General features: G+C 43.8%; 16 protein-coding genes and 2 pseudogenes. 10 read left to right on the top strand and 8 right to left on the bottom strand.

The genetic code is table 11. From position 1 onward, the window contains the following. The 4 genes from LPKJCM_RS02065 to LPKJCM_RS02050 form a co-directional block, all read left to right on the top strand. A partial coding sequence (locus LPKJCM_RS02065; RefSeq protein WP_225364083.1) for an HTH domain-containing protein occupies nt 1-554 on the top strand: 554 nt, incomplete at its 5' end. A gap of 216 nt (nt 555-770) precedes the next feature. Beyond that, nucleotides 771-1,544 carry a CHAD domain-containing protein gene (locus LPKJCM_RS02060; RefSeq protein ID WP_057961632.1) on the top strand — a complete coding sequence of 258 codons (774 nt, stop codon included), beginning with the start codon at nt 771-773 and terminating at the stop codon, nt 1,542-1,544. Between the two features lie 18 nt (nt 1,545-1,562). Next, a complete protein-coding gene (locus LPKJCM_RS02055; RefSeq protein WP_057961633.1) occupies nt 1,563-2,324 on the top strand; it encodes an alpha/beta hydrolase in 762 nt (253 codons plus the stop codon). Between the two features lie 250 nt (nt 2,325-2,574). Beyond that, nucleotides 2,575-3,489 carry an NADP-dependent oxidoreductase gene (locus LPKJCM_RS02050; protein ID WP_057961634.1) on the top strand — a complete coding sequence of 305 codons (915 nt, stop codon included), beginning with the start codon at nt 2,575-2,577 and terminating at the stop codon, nt 3,487-3,489. A 215-nt stretch (nt 3,490-3,704) separates the two neighbouring features. On the opposite strand, the gene LPKJCM_RS02045 is transcribed toward LPKJCM_RS02050, so the two are convergent. The 5 genes from LPKJCM_RS02045 to thrC all read right to left on the bottom strand — a co-directional run bounded on the left by LPKJCM_RS02045 (nt 3,705) and on the right by thrC (nt 10,298). Next, nucleotides 3,705-5,060, bottom strand: coding sequence for a threonine/serine exporter family protein (locus LPKJCM_RS02045; RefSeq protein ID WP_057961635.1), 1,356 nt, complete (start codon nt 5,058-5,060; stop codon nt 3,705-3,707). A gap of 234 nt (nt 5,061-5,294) precedes the next feature. Then, on the bottom strand, nt 5,295-7,244 hold the full coding sequence (locus tag LPKJCM_RS02040) for a MucBP domain-containing protein (RefSeq protein ID WP_057961636.1): 1,950 nt from the start codon (nt 7,242-7,244) through the stop codon (nt 5,295-5,297). Between the two features lie 259 nt (nt 7,245-7,503). Continuing rightward, nucleotides 7,504-7,938 (bottom strand): ACT domain-containing protein, encoded by a 435-nt coding sequence (locus LPKJCM_RS02035; protein WP_057961637.1) that lies wholly within the window; start codon nt 7,936-7,938, stop codon nt 7,504-7,506. Then, nucleotides 7,916-8,821 (bottom strand): homoserine kinase, encoded by a 906-nt coding sequence (thrB, locus tag LPKJCM_RS02030; RefSeq protein ID WP_057961638.1) that lies wholly within the window; start codon nt 8,819-8,821, stop codon nt 7,916-7,918. Before thrB ends, LPKJCM_RS02035 begins: the two co-directional genes overlap by 23 nt. Continuing rightward, nucleotides 8,793-10,298 (bottom strand): threonine synthase, encoded by a 1,506-nt coding sequence (thrC, locus tag LPKJCM_RS02025; RefSeq protein ID WP_057961639.1) that lies wholly within the window; start codon nt 10,296-10,298, stop codon nt 8,793-8,795. Before thrC ends, thrB begins: the two co-directional genes overlap by 29 nt. 102 nt (nt 10,299-10,400) lie before the next feature. Between thrC and LPKJCM_RS02020 the strand changes: the two genes are divergently transcribed. The 3 genes from LPKJCM_RS02020 (at nt 10,401) to LPKJCM_RS02010 (ending at nt 14,550) form a co-directional block, all read left to right on the top strand. Further along, on the top strand, nt 10,401-11,582 hold the full coding sequence (locus LPKJCM_RS02020; protein WP_057961640.1) for a homoserine dehydrogenase: 1,182 nt from the start codon (nt 10,401-10,403) through the stop codon (nt 11,580-11,582). Further along, the gene (locus LPKJCM_RS02015) at nt 11,579-12,907 is read left to right on the top strand and encodes an aspartate kinase (protein WP_057961641.1); all 1,329 of its coding nucleotides are present in this window, start codon (nt 11,579-11,581) and stop codon (nt 12,905-12,907) included. The genes LPKJCM_RS02020 and LPKJCM_RS02015 overlap by 4 nt, the downstream gene beginning before the upstream one ends. A 167-nt stretch (nt 12,908-13,074) precedes the next feature. Further along, on the top strand, nt 13,075-14,550 hold the full coding sequence (locus LPKJCM_RS02010) for a hypothetical protein (RefSeq protein WP_057961642.1): 1,476 nt from the start codon (nt 13,075-13,077) through the stop codon (nt 14,548-14,550). Here the strand turns inward: LPKJCM_RS02010 and LPKJCM_RS02005 are convergent. Continuing rightward, nucleotides 14,547-15,380, bottom strand: coding sequence for a LysR family transcriptional regulator (locus LPKJCM_RS02005; RefSeq protein WP_057961643.1), 834 nt, complete (start codon nt 15,378-15,380; stop codon nt 14,547-14,549). The two genes, LPKJCM_RS02010 and LPKJCM_RS02005, sit on opposite strands and share 4 nt — an antisense overlap. Before the next feature lie 108 nt (nt 15,381-15,488). On the opposite strand from LPKJCM_RS02005, the pseudogene LPKJCM_RS02000 reads away from it, so the two are divergent. Next, nucleotides 15,489-16,473, top strand: a pseudogene (locus tag LPKJCM_RS02000) (TDT family transporter). A gap of 53 nt (nt 16,474-16,526) precedes the next feature. On the opposite strand, the gene LPKJCM_RS01995 reads toward LPKJCM_RS02000, so the two are convergent. Then, complete coding sequence (locus LPKJCM_RS01995) at nt 16,527-17,054, bottom strand: GNAT family N-acetyltransferase (RefSeq protein ID WP_087069511.1); 528 nt, start codon at nt 17,052-17,054, stop codon at nt 16,527-16,529. Nucleotides 17,055-17,094: 40 nt separating this feature from the next. After that, nucleotides 17,095-17,274 carry a hypothetical protein gene (locus tag LPKJCM_RS01990; RefSeq protein WP_057961644.1) on the bottom strand — a complete coding sequence of 60 codons (180 nt, stop codon included), beginning with the start codon at nt 17,272-17,274 and terminating at the stop codon, nt 17,095-17,097. 498 nt (nt 17,275-17,772) lie between these two features. Between LPKJCM_RS01990 and LPKJCM_RS01985 the strand changes: the two are divergent. Both LPKJCM_RS01985 and LPKJCM_RS01980 read left to right on the top strand, forming a co-directional pair. Beyond that, nucleotides 17,773-18,459 (top strand): annotated as a pseudogene (locus LPKJCM_RS01985) (ketopantoate reductase family protein); the annotation flags it as partial. Between the two features lie 80 nt (nt 18,460-18,539). Next, nucleotides 18,540-18,744, top strand: a 205-nt coding sequence (locus tag LPKJCM_RS01980; RefSeq protein ID WP_143443851.1) for a transposase, incomplete at its 3' end; no start/stop codon positions are given.

Below are 18,744 nucleotides of genomic sequence, written 5' to 3'. Positions count from 1 at the left end.
TTATGTATGTTGGGGGCGACATTATGGAACTGACTATCAAAGAGTTGGCGGACGAATTATCGGTATCGAAAACTGCAATCAGAAAACATATGGATGATAAGTTCAGAGATACATACACGATAAAAAAGGGAAACAAGATCCTAATCAAAGATGAAGGTGTTGAAGTTCTCAAAGGTCAATTCAAGAACTCAGTTGAAGATGCGGAAAAGCAGCCTACGAAAACATCCACCCAGTTACCAGTAAAGGGCAATGATCAACAAACCGCACTCCTTGCTGAACAGCTTGAAGACCAACGGAAACAGATTGATGCTAAAGACAAACAAATCGCAGAATTGCATCAATTGTTAGACCAATCGCAACGATTGCAGTTGGATGTTCAAAATAAGTTAAAGCAGCTTGAAAGTAAGAACACTTCTTCAATTAAGCAAACCATTCCAGAATCAGTTAGTGAAGAAGCACCTCAAGGAGACAAGATTCCTGACAGCTACCAGCCGAGCAATGCGCGATTTCAAGAAGCCGGCAAGAAAAAGCACTGGTGGCAGTTTGGCAGATAGATTTTTTAATTCATTTTTCGAATAAGAATCGTCATTCATGGATATATCGAACCCGTTCGAAAGTACCAGCTATTATTGGCTGCAGCAATCACAAATTGCTGTGGCTTTTTCTTTTTGCAAATCATTAACTGTTCCTTATTAAAATATGCTACATTAAAGTTAAAATGTAAGCAGTTACAAAAGATTCTTCGCTGATATGGAAAGGGGGAGAGGTTAATGTCGATTCAGAAAATTTTACAGGAAAGGTATCATGCCATTACAATCGAATGGGTTCGCTATTTGAATAATCCATACGACCCAGAGCGCGCTCATGACTTGCGGGTCATGATTCGGACCCTGCGCGGATTAATCAAGTTTTTGAAGCGACGGCTGACGACCGCGGCTTACACCGCTATCGATACAAATCTCAGTCAGGCAGCCAATTTATTTGGAAGCTTGCGGGAGCTTGATGTTTTGATTGAAGAGACTGGCAGCTATGCCTATAACCACCCGGATAAGAACGCTGACTATCAGGGCTTGTTGAAGATTTTGAGAGATAATCGTCAGCGTGAGATGGCCCACACTTTAACTGAAGTGACGCAGTCGGCCTTCAAAAAGGACTTAAAGAATGTCGACCGGCAATTAACCCAGCTTGAATTCACGCAGACCACTGCATTGCATCAATATATTGTTAAAGAACTTAACCGCAGAAACCACAAACTAGTCGCGTTATTTGAAAAACTAGATTTTAACGACTACCCAGAAGTTCATCACGTGCGAAAGCGTTCGAAAACTTTGCGGTATGCATCGACCTACTTTGCTGATTTTGCACCCAACAAAGCGGGGAAAAGTGCCAAGTTGGCCAAAGATATTCAAGATGACACCGGCACGATCACCGATGCGCATGTGAACTACCTGCGACTACGTCAATTAGCAGATCAGGCAAGCGAAGATGCTGATAAGCAGCTGCTGAGACAAATTGCCGACGACCAACTCAAAAAGTTTGAGTGACTGATAAGGGAGAAGTAGATGGCAATATTAACTTTGACGCGGGCTTTTACAAAACTACAGGAACAGACCACGATTCATGTGATCCTACCAAACGAGATTCCAAGCGATCACAAGCTCCAAGTCTTATGGTTGCTGCATGGCTTAGGTGATAACGGCAGTGGGTTTATTCGTAAGACGAACTTGGAAGTCTTAATCAAATACACTCAGTTAGCGGTTATTACACCTGAAATGAATCGGAGTTTTTACATGAATTTATACAAGGGTCTGCCGTACTGGGATTATTTGACGCAAGAAGTCATGCCGGAAATGCGGAAATTACTCCCATTGTCCAGTGACCCAGCCGATAACTTTGTCGGCGGCACGTCGATGGGTGGATTTGGAGCGCTCAAGTTAGCCTTCAACCATCCTGGATGGTTCAGTACGGTGATGCCAATGTCTCCGGTCGTTGATTTGACAGAATTGCCAGCAATGATGCCGGACGCTCAAGAAATCCTTGATGGAATCGTACCGGAACATTATTTGGAGACATTAGCTGAAAGAGCCTCACCGAAAGCGTTAAGAAGACTGCGGTACTTTTACTGTATCGGAGATCAAGACCCGTTAAAAGCGACTAATGACCAATTCATTCAGTATATGCAAAATGACCTGAAGCTAAAAATCGAGTACCGCACTGGGGAAGGTGGTCATGATTGGCTGTATTGGCAGCGGATGCTACCAGAAATGTTAACTTGGCTGCTAAAGGTTAATCTGTCAGATGGATATCCGCTGGGAAATCAATGAGCTAAGAGGCAAAAGTCTGCGATTATGAAGTACGAATGAGAATGCCCCCCTAGGATGACAGTACCGAAGCAATCGGTTCCCGGTTTGCGTTCCGGTTTTCGATAAGAATGGATAATACCCCCTATTCCAAAAGGGTTGCCGAGATCACCTACCCATTCATCAAATGAGTAGTCACCGATTCGACTTGCTTGCTCGAAGTCCTGATTGCGCTTACAATTGCGCTAGTTAGACAAATGAGGAGGAAGATATTATGAAGGCATATGGATATGAGAAACATGGAGATCCAGAAGTTTTTCAAGAATATGAAGTGCCAGAGCCAACGCCGGCTCCCAATCAAGTGCTCATTCGAACCATTGCGGTTGGTCTTAATAACCGCGAGCGTGCAGAACGTACTGGCGGCTTTGGCAGCATGCCGTCACCGTATATTCCTGGACGAGATGTCGTTGGCGAAATCGTGAAGGTCGGTGAGCGTGTTTCCGATCTCAGCGAGGGTGAGTTGGTGATGACCCATACGGAACGGGGCTACGCTGAGTTGGTACTCGGCGATTTAGATGCAACCGTTGTCGTTCCAGACGGGATTACCCCAACCCGGGCAGCCGGTCTGATTACTCCGGGTTTGACTGCGTATAAAGCGGTGAAATATTTCGCCAATGTTCAACCTGATCAGACGGTAATCGTCAAAGGTGCCTCAGGTGGTGTCGGTTCACTCGCCGTCCAGATTGCGACCGATCTAGGGGCCAACGTGATTGGTATCGCCTCTAGTCATAATCAAGAATATGTTGAATCTATCGGTGCAACAAGGTTTGTCGCCTATGACCAGACCGATCCTGCTGTCGAGCTGGCAGATACCGGTGATGTTGTTTTGAATACCGCAATGAATGGCGCCGGAACCGATGACGATGTCAAGATGGTTAAGCCAGACGGCGTTGTTGCTAGTGTTACCCACAATTCACCGATGACTGATAAACCATTGACATTTGCCCATATTCATCCGACTGATGCGATGAGTGATCGTGAGGCCATGCAGGCGGTCATTGATTTGATGCGTGAAGGCAAGCTTGATATTAATATCGGCTACAAGTTGCCATTTAATCGGGATGGGTTTGTTAAAGGCCACCAATTGCTTGAAGAGAAGCATGATGGCCGAGTGATTATTGTTAAGTAAACGGATAAGTCAAAAAAGCCGGACGCCACTTTTTGTGGGGTCCGGTTCTTTTTGTTGAGGCGGGCTCCACAAGCCAGCTTGTTCCGCACTCTGGTTGAAATGTGCTCCACAAGCCAGCTTTCTCCGCTTAGTCCGATAACAGGAGTCAACGCAAAACCAGCGTTAACTCCCGTTATCACACTAATGCTCAAAAGCTACCCGGCTTGTTCCGCACTCTAATCAAAGTGTCTCCATTCCCTATCCATCAGCGCCCTTGCCACGAACAGGCCCATCGGCAGGAAGACGATAATCAGGGCTGCCTTTGTCAGCCACAATGCACCAACACTAATTTGATTGATGCCTATGTTATATACCGCTCGATAAATGTACAATCCCGGCACCATGATCACGATTGATGGCACCGTCAGTGAGATTCGTGGGTAGCCGTTGTAGCGGTTAACCAGTGAGGCAATTAGTCCTGCGACCAGCGCTGCAATGAAAGCTGCCGCTGCCGGGGGCACGCTGGTTAAGTCGACCATTTCTAGTCTTAGGGTATTGGCTACCGCCCCAATCAAGCCAGCGGTCATCGCCATTTTTTGCGAACTGTTAAACATAATTGAGAATCCATAGACCCCACAGAAACTGGCTGGGATTCTCAAGAGCATCAATACCAATGGCGATAATCCCAACGGTAGAAAGTTTTCTGGTCGGAAATCAAATAGTAAGGCGACCAGCCACCCGACCAGTGCTGCCACAGCGGTGATCATGATTGCGTACGCCATCCGTTCCAGCCCCGATCGCATATCCAGTTTGGAAATATCCAAAAAGCTGGTAATAAATGGAAACCCAGGAATCACAAACAGCATGGCGCCGATATAACCAGCCTCGTGTTGGGCTAGGATTTGAAAGTTGGCTTCAAAAAGCTTAAATGAAAACATGTAAGTTAAACACGCGATTGCCACGGCAATGGAAATGCTGGCAATTGTTGTGATGTGCTGTTTGCCCATCATGCCTCGGAAGTACTGGCCGACGCCGGCACCGATGAAGGAGCAAATCATTTCAGGAATTCCGCCGCCAAGCAAAAAAATAAAACCGCTGCAGGCCAAAGCAGCTGCCAAGCCCGAAATTAGCGGACTGTACTGAACGGGCCGTTGCTCAATTTTACTGATGTTGGCGTGAATTTGTTTGACAGTGGCATTGCCAAAATCGCGTTCAAAATGGTTAACAAAGTGTTCTAATGAGTTGAGTTTATCAGTATTTACGCCTGTATTGGGCAACGCCAGCACCTGTGAATAACTGTGGTCGTTAATAAAACAGGTGAAATGGAGTGAACTCAGACCGATATCAGCCGAACAAGTCAGGCCAAGCACTCTGGCAACCGTATTCATTCCGTCACGAACCCGCCAAGCCCCGGTTCCACATGAAAGCATGACACTTCCAACCCGACCGACGATTGAAGCCCGTTCCCTCAAACCGGCCTCTTTGGCAGGAACCGATTCGTCCGTTGTAAACGACTTCCAGGGAATTGTCATATGATGATTTTGCGATAAATGGAATTTTTTGGGTGCGTTCGGTTGCTGGCTGTTTGCCATGATTTCCTCCAGAATACTTATTGAATCAGTAGATGCATACAATATTGTATTATATGCGGACTGTGAAACAACTTTCAAGCTGGTAAGGGCTTACAGGTATAAATTAATTTAATACAGTGGGACTTAAAGCGGTTAGTTTCCACGTTTTCTGAAATGTCATATTCGAAATGATGAAGTACGAGTGAGACGTTCAATGTTTTTGTCCCATCATCCTTCTGGTCATGGACATCAAGATTATTTAATGAGTTTTATAAACTGGGTATTACCAGTAATGTAACCACCAGCAACCCGATAGCGTAAGGCGCTTCGCTTGTTAAAGTCATCACCCCATGAGTAGTCAAACTGATGAACTTTGATGATTGCCCCCTTCTTGAAATGTCCATTCTTTGCGCCCAAATTGACATTATTATACCTATTAATTCTAACTTTTGCTTTTACAGCCTTCACAAGAGAATGACGATCTTCTATCACTAACTTGCGGTTTGCGGTGATATATTTTCCATTCAGTAGTATAAATCTAGTCGTTAGGTTATGTTTGATGATGCCGCTGACTTTCAGTTGGGTTCCTTGCTTAAAATGATTGAATTTGCCGGTTAAATTGTTTTGGCGATAAGCGTTAACACCTCGTGGGTTGAGAACAGTTATGAACTTGTGTTGGCCAGCGTAATATACCGGGCGGACATATCGATTGTTTGCGGTGATATATCCAGTTTTAGTGTCGGTTTTACTCAGATGGTTCACATCCCTGACATGGTATCTCAACAAGCCATCCGTTGATCTTGCATACCCGGTGACAACGAACATGGGCCGATAAATTCGTGGCTTATTCAAATACTTTACTAACCGTTGCCGACTGACAAACGTTGAATTTTTGTATAAATAAATCGGTTTAATTGCATAGACCACCGTTCCTTTCTTAGCCACGTTACCATTATTAGCAGCTGGTTTTGGAGTTGGAGTTGGTGTTGGGATAATCGGGTTGATAGGTGTGGGTGGGGTCGGTGGAGTGGGTGTTTGTCGCACACTGTAGAAATAGTTTACAAATTGGGTTTTACCTGTAAAATGACCGCTCGCATTTTGCGGTAGCATATCGGTACTTAAATCATAGGTGTTACCGTTATACACAATTGTTTGTAATTGATATTTACCATTCGCTGCGTAGGGATCATTAATTATCCCAGTGATTGTTCGACTGGGCCGGATAGGTTTCTGAGTTGCTTTGTCAAGATAATTGATAATAACATTTGAATAGTCACCGATAGTTCTCACACGTTTATAAACGTAAGTGACAGTAATGGAATTGGCACTTAAAGTACCCGCTACATTTGTGGGCAAACGATCAGGATCCAACATATAAATTTGATTGTCTTTGGTAATTTCGTCAAGTTTGTAAGGGGGAACGGAAACGTTATAGTGATCAAAGACATTGCCATTAACCGTTTTATCAGCGGCAATCTGCTGACTATTTTCATCAACGTATTTAACCGTTACCGGCTTTGCAACCTCTGGATTCTTCTTGTACACGTAAGTGACCGTAATTGGATCACTGCCAACTATTCCAGCCGCGTTCCCTGGTAGTTTCGTTAGATCCAAAGTGTAGCCTGGAATTGATGGCTTGTAGATAGAGCCGGAAACGTTATACTGACTACCGACTGTTTGAGAGATACTTTTTGAAACAACTCCTGAAAGTGGCTGGTTATTTTCATCCACATACTGAACGGTAATCGTTGTTTCTTGTGGTGCCACCGGTAACACATTGATGGTCATATGTTGGTCAAAAACGCTCGTCCAGATACGAACGTCAGATCCTTCGACCCACAGCTGGCTAGTGTCGGTATCATTACTGATATTGTTGAGATCAAACTTGTAGTTTGCAGGTACCCAATCATTAATAATCATATTAAAGTTTGATTGTGTAGTATGCGTATATGATTTAGTTCCGACGACTTGAGTGCCATATTTAAATGTGATGGTGACCGTTGAAGTGGTAGGAAAAACCGGTCCACCATCTTCAGGTGAGCTTAAGGGAGTCGCAGGCCCTATTAGCGTAATATTCTGAAACCCGTTATGTAGCGTCAGAGTTGAATTGGCCGAGGCACTTGCTGCACCATCTAGAATCATCAATGATCCAATCCCAATTAGAAATGAGCAGATCAGTAAGGTAAAGCGTTTAGTAGACCGCATCTAATTACCTCCAAAAAACATGTTAATTGTTAACAAAAAATTGCTAGCTATAAAAACGTAAATTTACTTTCTACCTTAAGACTAACATAGCTTTGTCCCTAAACAGAGAATCAAGCTTTTGCCATCGGGAAGCAAATATAATAAAAAAGCCCTTCAATTCTAACCGAAAAATTGGTTAAAATTGAAGGCCGGTGAAGAATGATGAAAGTACGCATTAATAAATTTGCACCTTAAGATATAGTTATTGCTCCCTGATACCTTATTCGATCGAAACCAATTGCACATTACTAGCCCCATCCACCTGGCGAATCTTTCCCAATAGGTTATCGATGGTGCCGGTAAAATGACTGAGGTCAAGTGAAATAACAATGCTGGCAATGTTGTGAATGGGGATGTTTTGGTTAATTGTTAAAACGCTGGCACTGGTTTCTGAGATCGTCGTCAAGACCTTGGACAAGATGCCGCGTTGATTTTCCAGCATGAGGGAGATAACCGCTTTTCTATCCATCATGTTTTCTTCCGGTAAGAAGACCAGATCTTTGTATTTGTAGAAAGTTCCCCGGCTAATGCCGACCACTTTTACCGCTTCACTGACCTGCTTGACCTTGCCGCTCTCCAGCAGTTGACGGGCTTGAATCACCTTATCAAATGACTCTGGGAGAATCGAGCTATCAACGATGTAATACTTTTCCACGTTCACTTACCTCACTCACTACGCCGAATGAATCGACTGCCAATTTGCGGACATTCCATCTTGGAAAAGCCGCTTTTGCGTTGGCAGCAAGTTGATCGGCACTTTTTTCGTCTGCAGTGATGGCCATCATGGTCGATCCACTGCCGCTAATGTACATCGTACCACCCAATTGTTCGGTGATGTTTTTGGCCTGGCTGTAATCTGGAATTAATTTAGCGCGATACGGTTCGTGCATCCGATCATCACAGGCAACGTGGATCATATGGCTATCACCGAGTTCTAACGCCTTAGTCATCACAGCGCAGTGACTGACTTGATGAATGGCATCCGCGTAACTCATTGAGGTTGGCAGCACTTTTCGAGCAGCGTGCGTGCTGACTTCATAATCCGGAATCATCGCCACAAAATGCAATTTGTCGCTGACATGGTATTGAATAATTTGCGGCTTATTTTGATCATCCAAGAAGGAAACGCACAGTCCGCCAAGAATCGCCGGAGTGACGTTATCGGGATGCCCCTCCATTTCGGTAGCCAAGACCAGCAGTTGGTCGACTGAAATGGCGTCATCATACCAGACACTGGCGGCTTTCAGTCCGGCGACAACACAAATCGACGAGCTGCCAAGTCCGCGGGCAACCGGGACGTTGGTTTCAATGCCGATCTTAACGTTTGGAACTGGTTTGTCTAAAAACTGACAACCCTTCACAAAAGCTTGGTAGACCAAATTGTTTTCATTCTGAAATTCTTTCGGCGATCCCGTAATGACTAAGTGCTCAGAGCTGTTATCGAAAGTAATCGTTGAATAATAGGATACTGCCAAACCCAGGCAGTCAAAACCGACGCCGACATTGGCACTAGTTGCGGGGACTTTGATCTTGATCATAGAATACCTCCTCGACTTTTTGTTTGACATAATCTGTCATTTGATCCTTTTGAATGACGCTTTCGTGACGGACAGGCAGATCCCATACTTTTCGCAAGTTTTCAGGAATTGGTGCGTTAGTTGCCTCGTGTAAGTCCCGCATCACCTGCTGGACGTCAGCTGAAGTTTCTGGCAGCACCGCGTTGGCAACCGCATTAACAAATTTGTAAGGACTGGCTGTGCTTAACAGGATCATTGGTGTATTGGGATCAAGCTTTTGATAGTCGCGCATGACCTTGTAGCCGGCGGCGGTGTGGGGATCCATTAAGTAGCCGTTTTGTTCATAGACTTCAGCAATTGAATTTTCAATATCTTCGTCGGTACTGTAGCCACAGTAGAAATCCTGCTGGATGTTTGCCAACACTTCTTTTGAAACCTCATATTTACCGCTGTCTTCCAAATCGTCCATCAGTTGTTTGACGTACTCGGTGTCTTCACCGCTCTTATAGTAGAGCAGCCGTTCAAAGTTGCTGGAAATCTGGATGTCCATGCTTGGGGCAACGGTCTGGAAAAATGGTCGGTTGCGATCGTAGACGCCGTGGTTGAAGAAGTTGGCCAAGACATTGTTTTCATTACATGCGACAACAAATTTGTTCACCGGCAGGCCGAGCATCTTGGCGTAGTAGCCGGCCAGGACGTCACCAAAGTTACCAGTTGGAACGGTGAAATTGACCTTTTGGCCGACTTCAATCGAGCCATTATTAACCAACTGTTTATAGGAATCAAAGTAATAAACAACTTGGGGGATCAACCGACCGATATTGATTGAGTTGGCACTTGATAGGCTGACATCACCGCCAAGAGAATCTTTTAGGGCCTGGTCATTGAAAATCTGCTTGACGTTTGTCTGAGCGTCATCAAAGTTCCCCTCAATGGCAGCGACCTTGGTGTTGTTTCCGCCGGTGGTGATCATCTGCAGTTTTTGGATCTTGCTGACACCGCCATCTGGATAGAAGACGATAATGCCCATGTTGTCTAAACCCTTAAAGCCTTCAAGAGCAGCCTTGCCGGTATCACCACTAGTGGCCGTCAGGATCATTACCTTATTATTGTCGATCAATACGTGTTTCATTAGTTGCGGCAATAGCTGCAGACCAACATCTTTAAAGGCGCTGGTTGGGCCATGGAAAAGTTCCAGAATATGGAAATCATCGACTGAAACAACTGGGGTAATCTTTGGCGTATCAAAACTTGATTGATAGGCGGTTTGAATGCTCTCATCAATTTCATCGGCAGAAAAGTCTGGCAATAAAATCGTTAGGACGGCTCTGGCAATATCTTGATAATTTAATTTCAATAATTTTTCGAAGTTTACTTGAAGTTTTTCCAAGTCGGGATAAACGAAGAGACCCTTGTCATCAGCGAAGCCTTTCTTGATGGCTTGCTTAGCTGAAATCTGAACTGAACCATTTCTGGTGCTCGTATAATATTTATTCATCAACTTACTCCTTGCATTTCTATGATTTATATGATAATCTGTTTTCATGTTAAAAACAAGTGTTTATTATTTGTGAACACGAAAAAATTGGAGGTTTCAGCTGTGAATATTGCAATATTAGGATTCGGGACAGTCGGTTCCGGCGTTTACAAGATTATTAAAAATGCCAAGCGCCAAGCCCAAAACCTCCATGTCAAGCATATTTTGATTAGAAAGAATAAGAAACCGATTTTGCCAGAAATGACTGACAGCATTGATGAAATTTTAAACGACCCGGATGTCGATGTCGTGGTTGAAGTCATCGGCGGTATCGAACCGGCTCACCAATACATAGTCGATGCTTTGAAACACCATAAGCATGTTATTACTGCTAATAAAGCAGTGATTGCACAGTATATGGATGAATTCACTCAAGTAGTTGCCGAAAATGATGCGAAGTTCTATTTTGAATCAAGCGTCGGCGGTGGCATTCCTTGGATTCAAGGACTCGAGCGGGCTTTGCGGGTTGACGATGTGAATAGGATTCAAGGAATCTTCAATGGTACCAGCAATTTTATTCTTGACCAGATGCACCGAACCGGTAAACCCTTCAACGAAGTTTTGATGGAGGCGCAACAATTAGGTTATGCCGAAGCGGATCCGAGTGCTGATATTGATGGCATCGATGTTGCCAACAAATTATGCATCAGCGTCGATATCGCCTACGACCTATTTATCAAGCCAACCGAGGAATTGCCAATCTTTGGGATTCGTAACATCACCGAAGATGACATGACTCACTTTGATAAGCTGGGGATGACCATCAAATTGATGGGTAAGAGTCACCAGCGGGGTCAAGAATTTGACTACATGGTTGAACCGACGCTGTATTACGGCGATACGCTGGAGGCCCATACCCGTGACAACTATAATTTGATCTCGCTAATTGGTGAGACGATTGGGACCTTAAAGTTTATGGGCCAGGGGGCAGGTCAATTGCCAACTGCCAACGCTGTCATTCAAGATATTTTGGATATTTTCCAGGGTAAGGAGCATTTGAAACGGGAATTTAAGAGTTCCTTCAAGTTTCAGCCGAACCTGACTCGGAATAATTACATTGTCCGATCAGAGATTGACTGTTCACAGCTGTTTGGCGATTATGCCCCGGAACTTCTGGGAGATTATCTGATTGTCCACGACATTCCAGTCGGCGAGATGCACACAATGATGAGACAAGTGCTACAACGTGATGAAACCGCGTTTATGGCAAGTTTACCAACTAAGAAAGGAGGAGCAGCAAAATGATAGTAGCTAAATTTGGTGGAAGTTCAGTTGCAGATGCCGGCCAATTCAAAAAGGTTCGGGCAATTGTAGAAGCAAATGCAGATCGAAAAGTAATCGTGGTGAGTGCCGCGGGTAAGGGTGTTAATGAGGTCACTAAAGTCACCGATTTATTAATTGAAGTTGAGAAACTTCGTGATGCTGGTGAAGATTACATGCCGGTGTATAACCATATCCAAAGTCGATTTGTGGGTATTCGGGATGCACTTGGTCTGAAGGTGGCAATTGAAGTCGACCTGGAAAAAATTGCCAAGCAGATTCCTACTTGCAGCCACGATTATTTAGTATCACGAGGCGAGTTTTTGACAGCTAAATTAATGGCTGATTTCCTTGGCTACCAATTCATTGATGCTGCCCGCTTTTTAGTATTCGACCAAAATGGGGTCAACTATGGGGAATCCATTAACCGTCTGCGCGACTTTTTAAGCTATGACGACCATATCGTTGTTCCCGGTTTCTACGGGGTTGATGAAGACGGCTTGACTCACTTGATGCCTCGTGGTGGAAGTGACATTTCCGGCTCGCTGTTGGCTAATTTTGTTGACGCCGATCTCTATGAGAACTGGACTGACGTATCAGGCATTAAGATGGCCGATCCGCGGATTATTAATAACTCCCGGAAGATTAATGAATTGACTTACGAGGAGCTCCAAGAGCTGTCCTATATGGGCATCAGCGTCTTTCAGGAAGAGGCAATTCAACCTGCCAAAGAAAAGCAGATTCCAATTGCGATTTTAAACACCAACCATCCTGAAGAAGACGGCACCTTGGTTGTTGATTCGGTTAATAGTAACGCCCGCCAATTAGTGACTGGAATTGCCGGTAAGAAGGATTATGTGGTGATTTCAATTCAGAAATATCAACTTAACAAGCGTCTTGATGTGATGGCCAAAGTCTTCTCAGTGATTCAAAAGTTTGGCGTAAAATTCGACTATGTTCCAGCTGGAACTGATTCAATTCAATTTTTGGCTAAACGAGCTGATGTTAACGGCAAATTGATGGCAATTGTGAACGCACTGAAGTCGGCCTGTGATCTGGACAGTGTCAAATTAGAGAAGAATATTGCCATGGTTGCGGCGGTTTCTTCCCAGCTCAGCCAACGCCCAGCAATTGCTGGTAAGATCCTTGACCTTTTGGATAACAGCCAGATTAAGATTCATTTGGTGGTTCAAGAGGGCAGTGATATCAAAGTTGTCTTCGGGGTTGCTAATAGTGATTACGAAAAAACCATTGAGAAAATTTACCGGAGTACTGCTGTAAGTGCGACCAGGCTTAAGATGGTAATTTAAGGAATTGTAAAAAAATAAACTGAACCATCGACTCTTTGATTCAAGGGATAATCGAGTTGGTGGTTCAGTTTTTTTGTCGATTTGTTTCATTTCATCAGTAATTAGGGGCAAAACTTGGTACAATTAATTTATCAACTTACGGTCTGAAACAAGTGGGAGGTAATCTGATGGTCAAGCCAATGAATATCAAAGCAATTAAAGACAAAGATAAGCAACAGGCCAAGGAACGATTCCACAGGATTATAGCTCAGGCAAAGCAAAAGCAAACCCAACGCAAAAAGACAACTGCAACGAATCGTGGCCCTCAAGAAAAAAAGCCTACTCAACCTATCGATGTTGACAGGCAGAAGAATAAGCTTAAACGTCAGAATAAAAAACTTCAGAAAAAAATTCGAACTGTTCAATCAGAGAAGAATGCCCAAGGGAACGTGATTCAACGGTTAAAAACAAAAAAATTTGAATTGAATCAAGAAAAGAAGCGACTTGAATCAGAAGTTCATGAGGCTCATAGTAAGCTTCAAGAAGCCGACCAAAGAAACGCGACTGACTACAGCACTCAAATTCAGTTAAAACAAACGATTGGTCGTCTAGAACAGCAGATCCAACTATTAAACAAACGTAATCGGAGCCTTCGCGCTGGAATTCATCACCTCATCAACAGTTCACAGTATCAAAAAGTTCAGCAGGTCAGGGCTGACAAGCTGAACTTTCAAGATGAACTCGAAAAAACAAAGGCACATTTAAAAAGCTCAGAGAAGCGGAATACAAAGTACCGAGAACAGCTTCATCAATATCATTACTATCAGCTACCCGCTAAAGAGAAGCCTGTTCGACAGGCAGCCACGCAAGAACTCATCAACGAATTATTTGCTAGGATTGATGAAGATCGGGTCAGTGAATTTCTGTCCATACTGCCGCTGTTTAACATGATTGATTATTATTTGAAAACAGGAATGGACAATGCTGATATTCATTTGTATCGCTCAGAATTGCTGAAAGATAATCAGCAGCTATATGGCTACGTTCATTTTGAAGATGACCAATCGGCCTTTATTGCTTTGGATGGGTCGTTTTTTCCCAATCCTGTTGTGAAGGCAAATAAGTTTGAGCTCCAGCAAGGCGATGTGTACCGAGGGAATTATAACTTAACTACGGACCAATTTGTGATTAATAAACACTATGCTGCATCGAATGATAACGGCAATCGTTCTGCAGAAATGCATCAAGTCAAACAAAGAGCTGCTAAATTATCTGCAAAGGGATTCATTGAACGCTTTACGATTGATTATCCGGATGCAAATGATATTTTGACCGGTAAAAATATCGAGGTCGTCTCGTGGTTCAAACAGATTAGCTACAAACGGGTATTTGAACCGTTTGGAGTCAATATTGATGTGCTTGATCCTAACGAGCATAGTGGCGATTTTATTTATCGTCGAATTGAAAACGCTGATACTGATATGGCCTTTATTTTGTTGGCGGGTTCCCACCACGTGAATAGCCAGATCTATAAGGACCGGCCAGCCGCAAATCCAGAGAAAATTAACATTTTGGAGAACGCTTCACCTAAAGAATTATTAAAGATGACGTACGATCATTTTAAGTCGTTGGCAACTCGGACGCGTGCCTTAAACGAGGACTAGCTTTGGGAAGAAGCAGCCATTGTCTCCTTGATGATTTGTTGGAGCTGACTCAGCATTTTCTCATGACTGCTTTCTTCTCGTAATAATAAATAAAAATCACGGGAAAAATGCTCCCCAAGTGATTCGATCGGGATTCCGGCTGGTAAGTCCTTATCAGACAGTAGAGCCTGACCAACGCCGTTTTCAACCATTCGTCGAATCAGTCCACTATTATTCACATGAATGAGTTTGTTGGGCCGAACATCCGCTTCTCGGAAGTACTGTTCCGTGTAGTAGCCAATTCCGGAACCGGGTTCTCTGGTGATCCAATTGCCGTTGTCAACGCCAGCTTTAACGAGCTGATCCTTACCAACTGAAATTCGGGAGATATTCTCGGTAACCAGCGGTTTTTCAATGATGCCAATATCGATCTTGTAGGTTTCCAGTTGGTTGAGAACCCCTTCCGAGTTGGACACCACTACGTCAAAGTCAAGGTTGGGGATGGCAGTAATCAGCGAGTTGGCAATCTTTGCAAACAAAATGCGCGAAACGGTTTGCGAGATGCCAAAGATTACCTTTTCATTTCCCTTATCGCCTAAACGCGTGATTTTGTCGTTAACGTCTTGCCAATTTTTGAGAATCTTACCTGCTTGTTTGTATAGTAGATTGGCGGCCTCAGTGGGCACAATTTCTCGACGACTTTTGCGTTCAAACAATTCGGTGTGCAATTGCAGCTCCAGTTGCTTAATCTGATTTGATACCGTTGGCTGCGTGATAAATAGCTGTTGGGCAGCCAGTGAAAAGCTGCGGGTTTTGTAAACAATCATGAAGGTTTCCAGGAATTTAAACATATTGGGACTCCTTATAAATTTGGCTTATGACAAATATAAATACTATCAATTTTATTTGTTCTACCATAAATGCTATGATTAAGCTCATCTAAGAGAGGAGACGACCGTATGAAGTTATTTTTGAAGAAGTTACCTTTACCAATTTGTGGATTAATTCTTGGGATTGCCTCGTTGGGAAACTTGTTTAAGGCAATTGGCTTACCAGTGATTGGCAATGTCTGGGGGATTATTTCCTTGGTTTTGATTTTACTGGTGATCGCAAAGATTGGCGTTCATTTTAAATTAAGTCTGAATGACTTGAATGATCCGATTATTGCATCCGTTGCCCCAACCTTCACAATGTCTTTGATGATTATCAGCACTTTTCTGAAATCATGGGGACTGCCAGGATTGCCAACAGCCGTTTGGACGTTCGCAGTAATTTTGCAATTTGTCATTATGGGCTACTTTATCTACCGTCATTTATTACGTCCGACAGTTGAACTCGATCATGTCTATCCAAGTTGGTTCGTAACTTTTGTGGGAATCGGGGTTATTCCGGTCACCGCAAATAATTTCATCCCAGCACTTGGGACACCGATACTGTGGCTGTCACTTGGGCTGTATGCAATTCTGTTGCCAATTGTCTGCATTCGTCTACTCAGACGTGAGTTCATGTTCGAAGCGACGTTGCCGTTGTTGACCATTATGGCTGCCCCCGCATCATTGTGTCTGACCGGGTACTTGTCCATGAATACCAATCCATCGTGGGGATTTTCTTTAGCAGTGGTAATCTTGGCACAAGGGCTATACTGGGGAACGTTAACGAAGATCTTCAAGTACATTCGGTTAGCTTTTTATCCAAGTTTTGGCGCCTTCACATTCCCATTGGTAATCTCGGCTACAGCGCTGAATCTGTTTAATAACAGTTTCCATTTGGGAAACGGTCTCAACTCAATTATTGGGATGGTCGCAAACTTGGAAATCATATTGGCAACTTTCATGGTTGTCTTCGTGGTTATCAAGTATGGTCAATTCCTGGTAAAGCTTGCCAGTCAGGCAGTTGCCGAAAAGTAAAGCAGCAACTTCTGAAAATGAAACAACCATTAAATAATTAAATCAAAATAAAAGCGGAAACCAATTGCAAACTTGGTTTCCGCTTTTTGCTTACATGTTAAAAGCCTGTAAATAATGAACCATTCCATGAACACCATCCAACCCGCCGTCAACCAATGGCTTAGCCATGAAGACGTCATCTGGAACGGGAGTAGGCGATTTTATACCGTAACCACTGGCGTTCCGATAACCAAATCGAGGATAATAGTCCGGCCAGCCGGTCACAATTGTAAATTTATACCCGAGGTTAATGGCTCGGTTATCCAGTTCACCCATGATCAAACTGCCGACGCCGGACCTTTGGGAGTCGGGTGCCACAGCTAGGGGTGCTAGTACCAACCCGGTGACAGTATGGGCGCCATCGACGACTTCGATTTCGCTTAGTAGGCCATGGCCAATCAGGTGAACACCGTTTTCAGCCACGACCTCCAATCTTTTCTGGTAGGTCGGATCATCGCGAATCTTATCAACCAGTTCAGCTTCATTGCGATAGCCATTGACGGTGTTGGCAAACGTTGTTCGAATTAAATTACTAACGTTTGAATAGTCACTTTGACGAATTGTTCTAATCATCAGCATGCAGGCACCCCTCCATTTCAACTTATGTATTAAAACAGTCTCATTTTTTGTTATCCGAGTGAGAAATGTAAGTTGCTGCTCCGTAACAGATTATTAAGATTACCAGCCCGACGCTCACCAATGGAACAGCAATTCTGCGGCTACCCATGATCAAGAAAATCACGGCTGCGATACACATGACCATCGAAATCAACCCTGCAAAACCAATTAAAGCCCGCATTCAGTTCACCTCCCATCAATCTAACTGATACATCGAGTATACCCAAATCCACAGTTAATTACAAAATTTCTCAAATGTTTTTTGAGCGTCCAATCCATTGATAAAATGGCATTTCTGTGAGACTGTTCTCATAAAAATCCCAAAAAGCTGTTGACAGTTTCTCTATTCGTGAGCTATAGTTCATGCAACATCTAAATACGACTAATTGATTTGGTCCGATGGATTAGATTCACAGCCTTACAAAGAGAGTGCCTGGTCGGTGTGAGGGCATTAAGACTATGAATTAAAAGATCGAACAAAATAAGTTCACTTTTCGAGGTGAATGGTAGCACCCATTAACGTGCCGGCGTATCGGACTTTTCCCGTACGCTTCGAGGAGCTGTTTGTGAAGACAACTCGAATTAAGGTGGTACCACGTTGAACTTAACGTCCTTTGGTTTTGATAACCAAAGGGCGTTTTTTTAGTCGCAGCTGTCCTAAATAAAAGGAGTGGTCATTATGAAGTACGGTATTATTGGCGCAGGCGCAATGGGAGTTAGGTATGGTGTCATGTTACAGGAAAATGCTGGAGTTGATGTTGATTTCATCGATACTTGGGAGCCAAACGTTGAAAAGATCCGCGAACAAGGCGGTGTTACGGTTGCTCGTGACCACGAAAACCGACGGATTGTCCCAATCAACATCTACTATCCAGAAGAATATAAGGGCCATCCTGATGTCTGGATTGTTTTCAAGAAGCAGATGCAGTTAGCTGAAGAATTAGAGCGCGATCATAATCCCGGAATCTTTCATGATGATCAATACGTCTTTTCTGCAATGAACGGGATGGGTCACTTTGAAAAGATTGCCAAGTATTTCCCTAAAGATAACATTATCTGTGGGACTGCGATGATTGCCACCCGGATGGATGGTCCAGCCGATATTGATTTCATGGGAGCTCAAGGTGTTGAAGTGATGCACATGGCCCGCTACAACAACGAGAAGCCGGATACAAAGACGCAAGCGATCTTTGACGACTTCACCAATGCCAAATTAGGCCCGGTCTTCGCCGACGAATGGAAAGGCATGTGCATGTCCAAAGTTGTCTTCAACGCCGTGACCAACACATTATGTACCATGTTTGAAATGCAAATGGGCCAATTCATTGAGTATCCAGGTGTTCGCAAGATGTCCCGGCAATTATTTGGATGTAAGCTGATTCCTGAGACAACTTTTAAGAGAGGGTATAATGAATAAATCGTCTCTCAAAAGGAAGGAATTTTTACATGCCAACTCGTTACGACAAAGAATTCAAACAAAACATTATCAACCTATATAAGCAAGGCGAATCAGCTGCCCAACTGGCCAGAGAATATGGCATTGGCTATTCAACAGTTCATAAGTGGATCCAGGGCCAGGCCAAAACTCAATCCGGTAAATCGCCAGACGAAATCAAAGCGATGGAAAAGCGACTGGCTTCGCTGTCTGAGG

The sequence above is a fragment of the Lentilactobacillus parakefiri genome, from assembly GCF_002157585.1.
Classification (GTDB): domain Bacteria; phylum Bacillota; class Bacilli; order Lactobacillales; family Lactobacillaceae; genus Lentilactobacillus; species Lentilactobacillus parakefiri.
This window is presented reverse-complemented; position numbering and strand designations above follow the sequence as displayed.